At 39.8% G+C, this 15,300-nt stretch carries 13 protein-coding genes; 11 read left to right on the top strand and 2 right to left on the bottom strand.

Annotation, left to right across the window (positions count from 1 at the left end):
• Positions 1-29: 29 nt before the first annotated feature.
• Positions 30-818 carry a CPBP family intramembrane glutamic endopeptidase gene (locus tag NFR51_RS02245; RefSeq protein WP_251712138.1) on the bottom strand — a complete coding sequence of 263 codons (789 nt, stop codon included), beginning with the start codon at positions 816-818 and terminating at the stop codon, positions 30-32.
• 77 nt (positions 819-895) lie between these two features.
• Between NFR51_RS02245 and NFR51_RS02240 the strand changes: the two genes are divergently transcribed.
• Positions 896-1,672 carry a CppA C-terminal domain-containing protein gene (locus tag NFR51_RS02240; protein ID WP_251712137.1) on the top strand — a complete coding sequence of 259 codons (777 nt, stop codon included), beginning with the start codon at positions 896-898 and terminating at the stop codon, positions 1,670-1,672.
• Positions 1,669-2,613 carry a serine hydrolase domain-containing protein gene (locus NFR51_RS02235; RefSeq protein ID WP_251712136.1) on the top strand — a complete coding sequence of 315 codons (945 nt, stop codon included), beginning with the start codon at positions 1,669-1,671 and terminating at the stop codon, positions 2,611-2,613. Before NFR51_RS02240 ends, NFR51_RS02235 begins: the two co-directional genes overlap by 4 nt.
• 230 nt (positions 2,614-2,843) lie before the next feature.
• Here NFR51_RS02235 and NFR51_RS02230 read toward each other — a convergent pair whose 3' ends face one another.
• Positions 2,844-4,001 (bottom strand): MucBP domain-containing protein, encoded by a 1,158-nt coding sequence (locus tag NFR51_RS02230; RefSeq protein WP_251712135.1) that lies wholly within the window; start codon positions 3,999-4,001, stop codon positions 2,844-2,846.
• Between the two features lie 318 nt (positions 4,002-4,319).
• Between NFR51_RS02230 and NFR51_RS02225 the strand changes: the two genes are divergently transcribed.
• The 9 genes from NFR51_RS02225 (at position 4,320) to NFR51_RS02185 (ending at position 15,220) form a co-directional block, all read left to right on the top strand.
• Complete coding sequence (locus NFR51_RS02225) at positions 4,320-4,898, top strand: TetR/AcrR family transcriptional regulator (protein ID WP_251712134.1); 579 nt, start codon at positions 4,320-4,322, stop codon at positions 4,896-4,898.
• Between the two features lie 160 nt (positions 4,899-5,058).
• A complete protein-coding gene (locus tag NFR51_RS02220; protein ID WP_251712133.1) occupies positions 5,059-8,169 on the top strand; it encodes a DEAD/DEAH box helicase in 3,111 nt (1,036 codons plus the stop codon).
• A 130-nt stretch (positions 8,170-8,299) separates the two neighbouring features.
• Positions 8,300-8,929 carry a hypothetical protein gene (locus NFR51_RS02215; RefSeq protein ID WP_251712132.1) on the top strand — a complete coding sequence of 210 codons (630 nt, stop codon included), beginning with the start codon at positions 8,300-8,302 and terminating at the stop codon, positions 8,927-8,929.
• Positions 8,930-8,979: 50 nt separating this feature from the next.
• Positions 8,980-10,311: a UDP-N-acetylmuramate--L-alanine ligase gene (gene murC, locus NFR51_RS02210; protein WP_251712131.1), complete on the top strand. Its 1,332-nt coding sequence runs from the start codon at positions 8,980-8,982 to the stop codon at positions 10,309-10,311.
• Between the two features lie 296 nt (positions 10,312-10,607).
• Complete coding sequence (locus NFR51_RS02205) at positions 10,608-11,948, top strand: DEAD/DEAH box helicase (RefSeq protein ID WP_251712130.1); 1,341 nt, start codon at positions 10,608-10,610, stop codon at positions 11,946-11,948.
• Complete coding sequence (locus tag NFR51_RS02200) at positions 11,948-12,541, top strand: YdcF family protein (protein WP_251712129.1); 594 nt, start codon at positions 11,948-11,950, stop codon at positions 12,539-12,541. Before NFR51_RS02205 ends, NFR51_RS02200 begins: the two co-directional genes overlap by 1 nt.
• Positions 12,542-12,553: 12 nt before the next feature.
• Complete coding sequence (locus NFR51_RS02195) at positions 12,554-13,294, top strand: MurR/RpiR family transcriptional regulator (RefSeq protein ID WP_251712128.1); 741 nt, start codon at positions 12,554-12,556, stop codon at positions 13,292-13,294.
• 226 nt (positions 13,295-13,520) lie between these two features.
• A complete protein-coding gene (locus NFR51_RS02190; RefSeq protein WP_251712127.1) occupies positions 13,521-13,847 on the top strand; it encodes a PTS sugar transporter subunit IIB in 327 nt (108 codons plus the stop codon).
• Between the two features lie 32 nt (positions 13,848-13,879).
• Positions 13,880-15,220 carry a PTS sugar transporter subunit IIC gene (locus NFR51_RS02185; RefSeq protein WP_251712126.1) on the top strand — a complete coding sequence of 447 codons (1,341 nt, stop codon included), beginning with the start codon at positions 13,880-13,882 and terminating at the stop codon, positions 15,218-15,220.
• Positions 15,221-15,300: the final 80 nt, after the last annotated feature.

The raw sequence follows: 15,300 nt of genomic DNA, 5'->3' as shown, positions 1-15,300 counted from the left end.
TTTACAGTATCAACTATACCATAATGGTTTTAGTTTATCAAAAATGCCGTACTTATACCGAGGAAGTTCCAGAGCATGTGGATAGCCATGTTGAGGTAGAAGTTGCGATACTTAAAGTAGAAGCTTGTTAAAACGAGGCTCATCGAACCATAGAGAAGCCAACTGTAAAGGTCGGTTGGGCTATGCACGGCAGCAAAAAGTAGGCTGGCTGTTAGAAAGGCTAAAATTTTGTTTTTTTCAAAGAGGATTTCAAAAGGACCGACACGATAAGTTAGTTCTTCAAAAAAACCAGCAAAAATGGTTTGAGTGGCAAAGATGCCTAGGGGAATTATCTGAGCGAGTTTATCCAGAGCTTCTTGGTTTTCCGTACTTGTCTGTAGTCCAAGGGCTTGAGCAAGTAAGTTAACGAAGAGAGAGGTGAGGAAAAGGGCACCAAAACCTAGGCAAATTTTTCCCAGAGGAAATTCCTTAAGTGCAATGGGAGGGATAATCTTCCGACGGCGTGCCAGAAAGTAGGACAAGCCTAAGGAGAGAAAGAAAATAAAAAAGAAGACAACTTGCTCGAGGGAAGAAAAGGCTTTTTCTGAGTGCAGCTGGCTTATAAGTACCGTAGTAAAACTCGGTAATAAGGAAAGCACAAATAACGCAAGCCATATCGCTTTTTTATAGGTAAAAATCAAACTAATAAGGTAAAGAATAAGGCTGAGGCTCAACCACTGAAGCCAGCCTCCACTTAAAGAAAAGGGGAGTGCAAAGAGAAGAGCGGGAAGGATAGTCCAAGTCCAAGGCTTTTTTATGAGGTCTTTAAATCTAGTCATAAAATAATTCTAACATATAATCGTTGATACTTTGAATAATTTTTAATAAAATGTAAGAAGATTAATGGAGAAATAAAATGAAAGAATTTATAGATAACTTAGAAGTTTGCTTGCCTGGCTATCGCGTGTTAAACCGCGAAGAAAATTTAAATTTTTACCGTGAAGTTTTAGGTTTGAAAGTTCTTCATGAAGAAAATGCTGAAGTTTTTTTGGCGGGTTATGCAGTAAAAGAGCCAAAAATAATACTGGAAGAATCTCCAGGTTTGGCTTCTGTTCAAGGCGTAAAAAAACATGGGCATACAGTTATTCAGGCAGATGGAGATGAGATTGAGCAACTCCTCGCGCGTAATATAGACAAAGTTTCTCATCTTTATCAAGTGAAAGACAGCTGGGCTTTTGAAGCTGTGTCTCCAGAAAATGATGTTTTTTTAATGGTTTCTGTAGAGGACTGGTCAGATTTAATCGAGGTGGACAAGGCAGATGTGGACTTTGATGAGGGAGAGTTTTTGGGCTTGTCAGATTTTTCTGTCAAAGAAGTTCAGATTAATGTGGAGGACAAGGCCATTGTTACAGAGTACGAACACATATTGGGGGTAAAAGCAGTGGGAAACAGCATTGAGCTCCCTGATTTACGTCTTGTCTTTCATGAAGATGAAGGTCCTGATCTGTCAGCACCGATGGACGAAAAGTTAGACTTGATGCTTTTGCGTTTTCAGGTGTCTCAAGACTTTGACCTCACTCGCTTCGCAGAAAGTTTATCCACAGACACACTGTATCTAGATAGAAAAGCAAAAACACTTGCGGTTGATATTCCGCAGCATATGGAACTTTGGTTCACCAAGCAAGGCCTATGAAAAAAGAAAAAGAGTTTTTAGAGAAGATTGATGACTACATCAATCAAGGAGTTTTTCCGGGTTGCCAGTTTGCCCTCGTGGAAGGGCAGGAGGTTCGAGAATTTATTCGTGGAAATCAGGAAATAGTACCGGAAGTAAGCCCCTTGGCTTCGGGGCGAAAGTGGGATCTGGCCTCTGTATCTAAGGTTGTAGGTACGGGCACAGTTGTGATTAATCTGGTCTTGTCTGGCAAGCTGGATATTGATGCTCCCTTTACACAGTATTATCCTGACTTTCATGAAGATTCGGTTACGCTGCGGCAACTTCTTACACACACCACAGGAATCAATCCTTTTATAAAGAATCGTGACAAGTTGGACTTTTTTGGCTTAAAGGCTGCCATTGATCATATTGAGGTGACGGAGGACAAGAGCTGCCATTATACAGATATTAACTTCATCTTACTGGGCTTTATGCTTGAAAAAGTTTATGACCAACCTCTAGATGAAATTTTGAAAGCACAGGTATTTGAGAAATGGGGGATGTATGACACATCATTTGGACCTGTCACAAATGCTGTTCCTACAAGTCAAGATGTAAAAGTAGGCAGTGTTCATGATCCTAAGGCACGAGTACTTGGTAGGCATTGTGGCTCCGCAGGGCTTTTTGCGCCAATGGGTGATTTAGTAAAGTTTGTCCAGGCTTATTTTGCAGATGAAAAGTATCTGACCCTTCAAAAGAATTTTGCTTTTGGTCAACGTCCAAGGAGCTTGGCTTGGGATTTCATCCATAATCAATGGCTGTTGCACACAGGTTATACAGGAACATTTATTTTGATGAATTTAGAAACGAAAAAAGCAGTGATTTTCCTGTCCAATCGGGTGCATCTGGCAGACAATCGAGCGCAATGGATTGCGGACAGGGATGTACTTATCGAAAGATTGATTCAAAATTTAAGCTGACTTTGAGTTGGCTTTTTTTTATTTTAACGGTGAGGACAGGAATTAATAGAGAAAAGAAGCTCTTTGTAACCCTTGGCTTTTGTTGAATCGATACTTCTCTATTCCTTAATGGAAGATTGAGGCGATAAAAAGTTTAAGACATGAAAAAGCTTAACCAAGGTATTCTGAAACATCCTGTGAAACACTTCTTGTTGAAACTATCTGAACTCCTCTCTTTATCTCATAGTCTTTCATTGGGTCCTTCGTATCATGCAATACAGGGCGAGCAATATTCCGCTACCTATAAGGCGGATGATGTTCGAAGTAGACTTTTCCCCAGTTTTTGGGAGCTTCTCTTTTGTATATGAGTTGTCTAGAAGCTTGGAAGTATCAGCTTTGGCTTCAGGGAGGGAGTCCTCTTTGGCCCTTGGTAAATCAGAAGCTTCTTCTGGGTTTTCTGGGATTGCTCTTAACTTATAAATATAGGTTACAGAGAGGGTTTGATTGGCTAGGTAAAATCCGTTGGCATTGCTGGGGAGCTTGTTTACATCTAGCTCATAGACCTTCCCCTCATAGTTAATTTTTTCTTGATATAAGGGAGTATCTAAGGTATGGTATGCAGGAGCTGTTTCACCGACAAACCAGAACAAGGTTGAAAGTCTCTGATCATTTGCGATATTTTTACCGTGTTCATCTACATAATGGACAATGACGTCTCCCTTAACTTTTTCTGACACAGGGCGCTTGTAGACATAAGTGATAGCGATAGTTTGGTTAGGAAGATAAAAACCGTTGGCATTGCTCGGGATGAGACTTGTATCAAGTTTATATATCTCCCCATTATAAGTGATGCTTTCACGGTACAGAGGCGTATTGAGGGTTTGATACTGTGGAGCTGGCTCCCCCTCAAGCCATGAAAGGGTTTCTAGGTTTTCAACTGCTGCAATAGGGCGACCCGCCTCATCCACATAATGGACACGAACAGAACCACTTACTGTAGTGGGCTGTTCTTCAGGTGCTTCAAGGGATAGACCTTGATTAAATGAACCATATTGGCTTGCATCAAGGACGTATGTTCCGGCGCCATATACCGTGATTGTATAAATAACATAGCTGTTGCCTACGCCACAAACATAGACAGTGAAGGTAGTATTAGGTATTGCAGTTTCATCGGCAGTGAATACCCATTCGGGAGAACCTTGGTTACCAGATACTGTTATTCCTTGAGCAATCTGATAGGCTTGCCCATTTCCGGGAATCTGCTTTTTCGGCTGCCCCTTATGGATGATACCATCTGTTCGTCCAGTGATTCCAGAGAGAGTTGCTTGAGTCTGCAGTGTATCGGCTGTTACATGACTCGCAGGAATTCCAGAAATCGGTCCGCTGATCAGAAGCAGGATACAGGTCATATAAGGGAGACCCTTTAATATTTTTCGAGATAGAAGCATAAAAAAACCTTTCATTATAAATTTAATGTGAATATATAGAATGTATGTTTCTTTATATTAAAATTAACACAACTCTCATCAAGTGTAAATAAGTTAAAAGTTGACACAGTGTATGATTTGACACATTTTTTAAGACTCGAAAATGCAAGAATATACGTTGTTTATTATCTTTAAATGAGTTTTTGGTTGCAAAGTGTCAACTTTTTTATTAAAATTATCCCCGAAGTCTTTTAAGGAAAAATTAATAATTCGAAAAATAAAGAAAAGGTGGGACAGGAGATGGGGTTAGGAACACGTGAAAACATAATCAATTCCTTTTTCCGTTTAGCATTACAAGAGCCAAATAGGCAGCATTTTACGCTAAGTGAAATTGCGAGAGAAGCAAATGTAAGCAGACAGGCTATTTATAAAAAGCACTATAAAAATACAGAGGAGATTCTGGAAGATATCAGAAACAAAATAAATTTGGAAATATTTAAACACTTGGACAGTGCGGCTCTAAAGAAAGATGAATCACCATTTATATTTTTTGCGAAGGAAATTTTACCCATAGCTTACAAATACAGGATTTGGATTAGGGTCTTAACGACTACTTCTATGGATTCGTATTATGGAAGGATGGTTGAAACAAGGCTAAGCACATACCTTTTGCCATTTTTAGATGAAAATGATTCGCGGAAAAAAATGCACCTATCAGGAGCTTTCAGAGTAAAGATTATCTCTAAAAATATTATCAGCATTGTCACTGCTTGGCTGAACCAAGATTTTCCTGAACCACCAGAAACTTTCTCAAAAACATTTTTGGAGTTGGTAACAGCATCAAGCAATGACTTACTAAAAGATGAACACCGCTTATAAAAAAAGAGTTTTTATGTCCAAAAGCAAAGCTTTTCTTTCTGAAGACTGTCGTGAAAAAAGCTTTGAGATATGGTATAATATATGCACATTTTAATAGGATGAGTAAGAAAAAAAGACGGAGAGTTGGTGCAAGAAGGCATCAAAATAGGATAAAAACAAGATGAGCAGAATGATGCCGGCGCGCGTGCGCAGTGAGGGAATCGCCCTATACGGTCAGGGCCTTTTGATTGATCCGTCAATAGAAGACTTTAAACTTTCCGTTGATGTCGATGGAGAGCAGGTGATTTACGATATGGATGGGGCGCAGGACTATTGTTCCTGTGCAGAGTTTCAGCGTAATCATCGGTATTGTAAGCATATTGCCGCAGTTGAAGAATATCTCAAGAACGAAGCTAAAGAAAACAAAGAAGATAAGAAAAATCTAGAAAAGATAGAGCTGGTTGCAAATGATGACCTGGCTGCTAATGCCTCTTTTTTGGATGCTTTGAATGGTGAAACACAGGTAAGTTTTGGAGCGGACCAGTTTTCGCTTGAAGTGTATGTTGAAGACAGTGCGCAACTTTATGATGTTTTCTCTATGGATTATTTCATGTATTTTGACCTGCGTCTATATAGTGAACGCCTAGGAAGAGCTTACGTCATCAAAGATATCCCTTATTTTTTGAGAACCTTACAAAATTTTGGGCAGTATTCATTAGGGGCCCTTCATTATGTCGACCTCTTTTTTGACAACTTTGACGAGGCCAGTCAGGACTTTTTAAGCTTCCTGCTTAAGATTCATGGCAAGTTAGATACACAAATAGCTAACCAGCTCTATATCAAAAACGGACGCTATCTCAGTTTTCCCTATCTTTTTATTGAAGAAGCGATGGACTTGGCCTCAAATCTGTCGCGCTTTAGCTTAAGAATATTTGGAAGTTTGCTTAACTATTTTACGTTTGCTTCTTTAGACAAAGACTCGGAAATTTTCAAGTTCAGTGTTACGAGTCAAAGAGATTTTATTGAGTTGAAGATTGAAGATCATGCGTTCAGTTCTTTTTACAGCGGATCGCTCCTGTATTACAACAACGTCTTTTATAAGGTCAACCATGAACAGAAACGTCTTTTACAGTTGGTTCAGAAAGAGTTGGAAGGTGAAAAACACAATCAATTTTCATACACGGATAAAGATAAGGTAGCTCAAGCTCTTCAGCAGCTTTCTACTCTAGGCCAAATCTCAGCACCTGAGAATTTTGTTATCCGTCCTTTCAGGCCTATTTTTTATTTTTCCAATCCTGAAGGTCAAACTCTCGAATTGTCTGTTCGGTTTGATTATGGCAATTTCCAAGTGTCCCACTTCCATGAGCTGGAAACGCTTGAATTTTCACGTGATTTGCGTCTGGAAAACAAAATATTTACACTTATGGCGCGTTTTGGTTTTGCCCGTTCTTTTACAGGTAGTGTGACGCTTTCGGCACAGTTTGCGGAAACTTTCTTTATCAATATCCTGCCACAGTTTCAAAAGTTAGGGGACGTAGAACTTTCACCTGCTTTAAAAGCTATGAGGGTTGATGAAGTTCCCGAAATTGTAATTGACCGTCGTGGGAGTTTGCTCGATATTGCCTTTGAAATGCCAAGTATCGGTGAAAATGAGTTTGCCGATGTCATTGCACAATTGCAAAATAATGCAGAGTATTATGTCAGTGAAAAGGGCAAATTATTTATCTTTGACCAGAAATTTAGCCAGCTGAAATCGGCTTTACGCGAGCTTGATGATAATTTTACTATCAGCGGAACGAGCTTGGAAGTCAACGTCACACGGAGTTTTCAAGTTTCTAAGATATTTGAGAATATATCAAGCAGCAGTTTTTCGGCAGAATTTAAGGCATTCTATAACCATTTGATACATCCGGAAACCTATCCTTACGAAAAACCTGAGCATGTGAAAGCAGAGTTGCGTAGCTATCAAGAAACGGGTGTACGTTGGATGTCTATGCTGACACATTACCATTTGGGTGGTATTTTAGCGGATGACATGGGGCTGGGAAAAACGGTTCAGGCCATCACTTATTTGCTTTCAAACCTGAAGGAGGGTGAAACAGCCTTAGTTACTGCTCCCGCAAGTCTTGTTTATAACTGGGCGAGTGAGTTTGAGCAGTTCACAGATAAGATGGATTATGTCGTTGTAGATGGGATGAAAGCAGAGCGTGAGGCGATGATTCAGGGGAAACATCAAATATATATTACAAGCTATGGAAGTTTCCTCAAAGATTTCGATGACTATCAGAACAAGAAACTTACTTACCTTCTCTTGGATGAAGCGCAAGCTGTTAAAAACTACAGCAGTAAGACAAATAGAGCACTGAGTCAGCTCAATGTGGCACATACTTTTGCCTTATCGGGAACACCACTGGAAAACCGCTTGGAAGAAATCTGGGCTATTTTCCAAGTTATCATGCCAGGTTTTTTGCCTAAGCGTGAGATATTCAATAAAATGTCACCAGAAGTCATCGCGCGTATCATACATCCCTTTATCATGCGCCGTAAAAAAGAAGATGTTTTGACAGAGTTGCCTGATAAGATGGAAATGACTTTGCGTAATAATATGGTTGAAGAGCAAAAACTTATCTACTTGGCGCAGCTGGAGCTGATGCAACGTTCGGTACGCCAAATGGACAGCGCAAGTCTCAAAAAATCGCGCATCGAAATTCTTGCAGGTATCACACGTCTTCGCCAAATTTGTAATACACCAGCTCTTTTCATGGAGAATTATAAAGGTGGCTCTGGTAAGCTTGATAGCTTGATGGAGCTTTTGGAACAGATTAAAGGCTCAGGGCACCGTCCTCTTATTTTTTCACAATTTACTAAAACCTTTCCTTATATTGAAGAAGCGATGGAAAAATTAAACCTGACAGCTTATAAGTTAACAGGTTCAACACCTGTGAAAGAGCGCTTGGAGATGGTGCAAGCTTTCAATGCAGGAAGTCGCGATGCTTTCCTTATCTCCCTCAAGGCAGGAGGAGTAGGCCTTAATCTTACCAGTGCAGATCTGGTTATCCTTGTTGATCTCTGGTGGAACCCAGCAGTAGAAGAACAAGCAATAGCACGGGCACATCGTATGGGGCAGAAAAGTACCGTTGAAGTCATTCGTTTGATTACACAAGGGACGATTGAGGAAAAAATAATGGAAATTCAAGAACGTAAGAAGGGGTTGATTGCGAATGTTTTAGATGGGGATGTGATCGACAAGACACTCAGTGAAGCAGAAATCCGAGAAATTTTGGGACTATAACTTTAAAAATCACTGAAAATGCGATATAATAATAGTTGAATCATTTACCTAAGAAAAAAATAAGAAAAAACAAGCTTTTTAATGAATATAAAAAAGTTTTAGAACCAACAAAAAATAAGTAGGACAAGCAATGAACCAAGGAAGAAGAGTTGTATTTCCAATCATCGATGATGATGAAATGCTTGAAAAAGATACACGTGTCATCATGACGAACTCACAGTTAATCACCAAAAATCCTAGTCAACAAGACGAGGCTTCTTTTGGTAGTGTTCAAATGTCTGATAAAAAACGTTCGGATGTCTATAAGCCAATAAAAACGAAGGTCAGCTATAGTACACAGCATCGTCCGCTAAATAGCAATCATAGTGGTTACAGTTCTTTTGATAAGATGCCTAAAAAGACAAGTGTTGATGAGTCAAAAGAAAAAGCTAAGAGAGAAGCCGCAGTGCCTCCGAAACGTCCAAAAAACTATGTCCATCCTTTAGAGCGTGATAAGGATGATTTTTCTATGCGCCGTTCATCAGCAATACTTAATGCCTCTAAATCTCCACTTGGTGAGAAAAAAGCAATTGAACAAAAACCGATGTCTCCGAGACGTCCGGTAAACAATAATCCCATTCGGGATATGAAAAAACGTGGTTTGAATCTCGATGAAGCAATTATTTCAGGTTCTCCCCAAAAAGCGGAAGATAAAAATAAAACTGCTAAAAACGAGTATTTTGACAATAAGCGCAAGAACTTGTTTGACCGCGGACTTTAAATAAAAGAAGGAGAAAAGATTTCAGTTCCGGCTGAAATTTCTTATTTATCATGGAAAAAGTATATCATTTTATCGGAATTAAAGGCGCAGGTATGAGTGCACTCGCGCTTATGCTCCACCAAATGGGAAAAAAGGTTCAAGGGTCTGATACGACAGATTACTACTTTACCCAGCGAGGTCTTGAAGAAGCTGGAATTCCTCTTCTGCCTTTCGATGAGAAAAATATCACACCAGATGTCGAAATAATTGCGGGTAATGCTTTTCGTGTGGACAATAATGTAGAAGTTGCCTTTGCTGAAAAAAATGGTTTTGCTTTCAAACGTTATCATGAATTTCTGGGGCACTTTATGGAAGACTTCATCAGTATTGGAGTGGCCGGTGCTCATGGAAAAACTTCAACGACGGGCATCCTTGCTCATGTTATGAAAAATGCTGCAGACACTTCATATTTGATTGGAGATGGTACGGGACGCGGGAACGCAGAGAGTAAATACTTTGTTTTTGAGTCTGATGAATATGAGCGCCATTTCATGCCGTATCATCCAGAATATACGATTATCACAAATGTTGACTTTGACCACCCAGACTACTTCCAAAATATTGAGGATGTTGCTTCCGCCTTCCAAGACTATGCACAAAATATTAAAAAAGGTATCTTTGTTTTTGGTGAAGACCCTTATTTGCGTAAAATTACAGCAGAAGCACCCATTTACTACTATGGTTTTGAAGATGGTGATGATTATCAAGCGAAGAATATTATTCGCTCCACACGTGGTTCCTCATTTGATGCTTATTTCCGTGGTGAGAAGATAGGACACTTTGTTGTACCTGCCTATGGAAAACACAATATTGCCAATGCTCTGGCTGTGGTCGGTGTGACACATCAGCTTGGTCTAGACATGAATGATATTGCGGATTATCTCTTGACTTTCTCCGGTGTAAAACGTCGCTTTACAGAGAAAAAAGTTGGGGAGACAATTATTATCGATGATTTCGCACATCATCCAACCGAAATTGAAGCGACTATCGATGCTGCACGCCAAAAATATCCAGATCGTGAAATCGTTGCTGTTTTTCAACCGCATACATTTACGCGTACGATTGCCTTTGCAGATGAGTTTGCTCAGGTGTTGGATTCGGCAGATACGGTTTATCTTGCAGAGATTTATGGCTCCGCACGTGAAGTTGATCATCATGAAATCACGGCGCAAGACCTTGCAAATAAAGTACGTAAACCTGCTCGTGTGATTTCGGTAGAAAATGTTTCCCCCTTGTTGGACCATGATCGTGGGGTTTATGTCTTCATGGGAGCTGGAAATATCCAACAATATGAAGTAGCTTTTGAAGATTTATTAAGCCAATTGACAAAAAATACTTTATAAGCCTTAAGTTTATGAAACCTTGCAACTTTCTCTTGTACAGAATGAAAAAGAATATGAAATAAATAGTCAGATTTCGATTTGGCTATTTTTGTTTTGGCTAGGAGGGCAGCCTATCAGTGCTATTTCTAGAAATAATTCAAGTGCTAAAATGTCCCCTCATATGAAAAGCCCCAGCTGTTTTATATAAAGATAAGAGTAAAGAAACTTTTCTATTAAGGCAAAGTTTTTATGACAGAATGACACTTAAAACTTGACCCTAGTTTTATAAATGTTTTATTCATGCTATAATAGGAGTTATGAAATTTGCAGAATTTAAGTTTAAAAATTATATCAATGAAACGCTTGAGAAAATCAAGTTTGTTTCGCCAACTCCTGTTCAGGAAAAACTGATTCCTGTCGTTTTGTCAGGCCGTGATTTGGTGGGGGAATCTAAAACTGGTTCAGGAAAAACACATACTTTCTTACTTCCTATCTTCCAACAATTAAACACGGATCTTGATGAAGTCCAAGCTGTCATTACTGCACCCTCACGTGAGCTTGCTACACAAATTTATCAGGCTGCTCAAGAATTTGTCAATTTTAACGCGGCGATTCGAGTGGTGAACTATGTCGGAGGGACAGATAAGGCGCGTCAGATTAAGAAGCTCGAAACAGCACAACCGCATATTGTTATTGGTACACCGGGCCGTATTCAAGACTTAATCAAGTCAGGGGCTTTAGATGTTCATACAGCCTCTACCTTTGTTGTTGACGAAGCGGACATGACGTTGGATATGGGCTTCTTGACGGATGTGGATAAGATTGCTGCAAGTTTTGGTAAAAAAGTGCAGATGCTGGTTTTTTCTGCAACTATTCCTCAAAAATTACAGCCTTTCCTCAAAAAATATTTGAATAATCCAGTTATGGAAAAGATTGCAACGAAAACGGTAATCTCAGATACGATTGAAAACTGGTTGATATCAACGAAAGGCATCTCGCATAATCAAATCTTGCTTCAGCTTTCAAAAGCAACAAATCCTTATATGGCAATGATTTTTGCAAATACAAAAGGTCGTGTGGATGATATCCATCATTTTCTTGTAAGTAATGGTATAAAAGTGGCTAAAATTCATGGTGATATTCCTCCACGTGAGCGCAAGCGCATCATGAACAGTATCAAAAACTTGGACTATCAGTTTGTTGTTGCCACAGATATTGCAGCACGCGGTATTGATATTGAAGGGGTGAGTCATGTTATTAATGACGAGCTTCCACGTGATTTGTCTTTTTTTGTTCACCGCGTGGGGCGTTCAGGGCGCAATGGTCTGTCTGGAACGGCTATTACACTTTATAGCCCGGCGGATGACTCAGCCATTCGTGAAATCGAAAAAATGGGTGTAAGCTTCCAGCCAAAGGCCGTGAAAAATGGTGAGATCGTGGACTCTTATGATCGAGACCGTCGTGAAAAACGGACAGCCAAGACGGGTGAATTGTCCAACAAGTTACGTGGTCAACTGGCTAAAAGTAAGAAAAAGGTCAAACCAGGTTACAAACGTGCTCTAAAATGGGCCATAGAAGAAGAAAATATGAAAAAGCGTCGTGCAGAGTATAATAAAAATGCACGGAAGCAACGTGAAGCACGTAAACAAAAGTTTTAATGAAAAAATTTTTTAGGGTTCTAAATATAGTCCTTGCCTTGGGAAGTGTTTATGCTTTATTTTGCCTAGGCTTGATTTTTAGTACCTCCAACCATCGTCCAGAAAACGTAGAGGGGTTGGAAACGATAGTGGTTCTTGGGAGTCGCATCGCTTCAGATGGAAAGCCAGAGCCGACGACTCAGGAGCGTCTAGATGCAAGTTTGAAACTTGCGCGGCAGCATCCACAGGCTCAGGTGATTGTTTCAGGCTATCAGAGTGCGGGCTCTCCCACGACGGAAGCGGAAGGTATGGCGGACTATCTTCAAGCACATGGCCTTGACTCTAGTCGGATTATTCAGGAAAGGAAAGCGCGAAATACTGTTGAGAATTTCGCGTTTTCTAAAAAGTATGTCCGAGGAAAGGTACTCATCGTCACGAGTGATTTTCACTTGTATCGCAGTCTTTATTTGGCTTCAAGGCTAGGGTATGAAAATTACCAAGGCTATGCTGCTGCAAGTCGTACATCTCCTCTGCAAGTTGCGGGGCATTATGCTAGAGAGACTTTGGCTCTGGGCTATTATTTAATTAAATTCACACTATTTTCAGCTGTATAAAGGAGTTTTCAGATGTTTCAGCCAGAACAGATAAGCAAGCTCAACGAGCTAGAAACTCTGGTTCTTGATTTTATTATAAAATCGCCAGAAAAAGTGCAAAATTCAACCATTCGGAGTTTGGCAAGCCAGCTCCATGTTTCAACGACAACGATTGTAAGAATGAGTACAAAGTTAGGCTTTAATGGCTGGTCAGAACTAAAATTCTTTCTTAAAAATCAAAGCAAACCAAAAACAGCGGAAGAACAGCATTATGACAACATGTTAGAGTTTGATATGTTTTTACGTCGCATGAATTCTGATAGTTATCAAAAACGTTTAAATGAAGCGGCAAAAATGATTGCTAAGGCAGATTATACCGTTTTTATGGGGATTGGAAATTCAGGTTCTCTGGCTGATTATGCATGTAAGTACTTTGTTAATGCTGGTTTGCGGGCCTTTGTCATCAACGATCCTTTTCAGGCCATCCAAATTAATGATACCGGAAATGTTATTGCTTTGATTCTCTCTGCTTCGGGGGAGACAATCCAGATTATCAATAAGGAGCTAGAATTTAAGCAGGAGGGAGCGCAAATCATTTCCTTAACTAATAATGAGGACAGTACAGTAGGGAGACTTGCAGACCTCCAACTTTTTTATAACTTGACTCCAGAGTGGTCCAAACTTTATCCCTTAGGAAATTTGACAACTCAGTTGCCTGTCGTTGCCGTCCTTGAAGTACTTGCCCATAAAACACTTCATTTTCTAGAAAACTGAAAAAGAGGTTTGTTTCAAAAAACGAAACATGTTTTAAAAAACTTGCGCAAATTCGCAAGTTTTTTTGCTTTTTTAAACAATGAAAATCTCCAAAACCGCATTTTTAAGCGTTTTTTATTTTGTTTCATTTTATAAAAACCGCAGAAGACAGCTTGTTGAAAGCCTTTTCTGAAAGCGTTATAATGATTGTGAGCTCAAAAGAAGAAGAAAGGAGAAAAAGGAGGAAATGGCAGAAAAAGTTATTGCACTTGCCTGTGCAGCAGGTATGTCTACTTCACTGCTTGTAACCAAGATGCAGCAAGCAGCTAAAGAAGCAGGAAAAGACTATGAAATTTTTGCTCGATCAGTAGCAGAGATTGATAACATGCTGGCAGGTTCTGGATCACATAAACCAGATGTGTTATTACTTGGTCCGCAAGTGGCTTACATGAAAGCAGAAGTCATAAAAAAAACAGCTGCAGCAGGCGTTCCATGTGACGTCATCAAAATGCAGGATTACGGCATGATGAACGGTAAAAATGTAGTTGCAGCTGCAGATGTCTTAATGAGTTAAAAATATATAAAATAAAATTTTGGAGTATAGATATGAATAAATTTATTAATGAAAAATTAATGCCTCCAATGATGAAATTCTTGAATACAAAAGCCGTGACTGCGATTAAAAACGGTATGTTGTATCCTATTCCTTTCATCATTATTGGAGCCATCTTCCTCATCTTGGCAAACTTCCCGCAACAAAATGTTGCAGATTGGATTTCACAGATTGGTTGGACCCCGATTTTTAATCAAGCATATGCTGCATCATTTGGTATTATGGCCTTATTTGCAACCTTTGGTATTGCTTATTCCTGGGTAAAAAGTGAAGGTTTCGAAGGCGCTTCTGCGGGACTGACTGCTATTATTGTTATGGTTATGCTTCAACCAAGCTCTATTTCAACAGTGACTAAAATCATTGATGGTTCTGCTGTAGTTGGAGAATATCAAGTGAATGGGGTTATCGATGCTGCCTGGTTAGGTGGTAAAGGGATGATTCTCGCGATTGTAGGTGGCTTGCTTGTGGGTTGGTCATATTCTTGGTTCATGAAGAAAAACATCCGTATCAAGCTCCCTGAACAAGTGCCAGCTAATGTTGCTGATTCGTTTGGGGCTTTGATTCCCGCATTTGCGATTACATTTGGCGCTATGTTGGTCTATGCCTTGTCTGTATTGACAACAGACCAAACACCGATTGAGTGGATTTATACTTTGATTCAAACACCATTGCAACATGTTGCAGATGGACCTCTAGGTGTCTTCCTGATTGCCTTTCTCCCTGTGTTTATCTGGTGGTTTGGTGTACACGGTGCAACAGTTATTGGCGGTATTATGAGTCCATTACTTTTAGCAAATAACGCAGATAACCTTAAACTTTTCCAAGAAGGAAACTTGTCACTTGAACATGGGGCACACATTGTCACGCAAGCTTTCATGGACCAATTTATTACAGTAACAGGTTCGGGAATGACTTTTGGTTTCGTTATCTTTATGGTTTATCGTGCACGCTCCGTGCAAATGAGAACGATTGGGAAATTGACTCTGGCGCCTGCATTCTTCAACATCAATGAGCCTGTACTCTTTGGTATGCCTATTGTCTTGAACCCAATCTTGGCTTTCCCATTCTTGATTGCACCGCTGGTTTCGGGTTTCGGAACCTATGCGGCTATTGCACTACATATCATCCCTCCATTTAATGGGATGTATGTTCCTTGGACAACACCACCGATCCTTTCAGGTTTGATTGTTGGAGGCTGGCAAGGGGCTTTATGGCAAGCGTTGATGATTTTTGTAACAGGGATTATTTATTGGCCATTTGCTAAGAAATACGATGCGATTCTTGTACAACAAGAAAAAGAAGCATACGAAGCTGAGCAAGCCGAACAAGCCTAATAGAAAGTTGAGATTAAGCCAATGCTTAATCTCCCTTCTATAAATGTAATTTCACAAAGTGGCTTATGAGATTACATTTA

It is taken from the genome of Lactococcus ileimucosae (assembly GCF_943193185.1).
Lineage (GTDB): Bacteria > Bacillota > Bacilli > Lactobacillales > Streptococcaceae > Lactococcus > Lactococcus ileimucosae.
The sequence above is the reverse complement of the archived record's forward strand: the minus strand, read 5'-3'. Positions and strand labels throughout refer to the sequence as shown.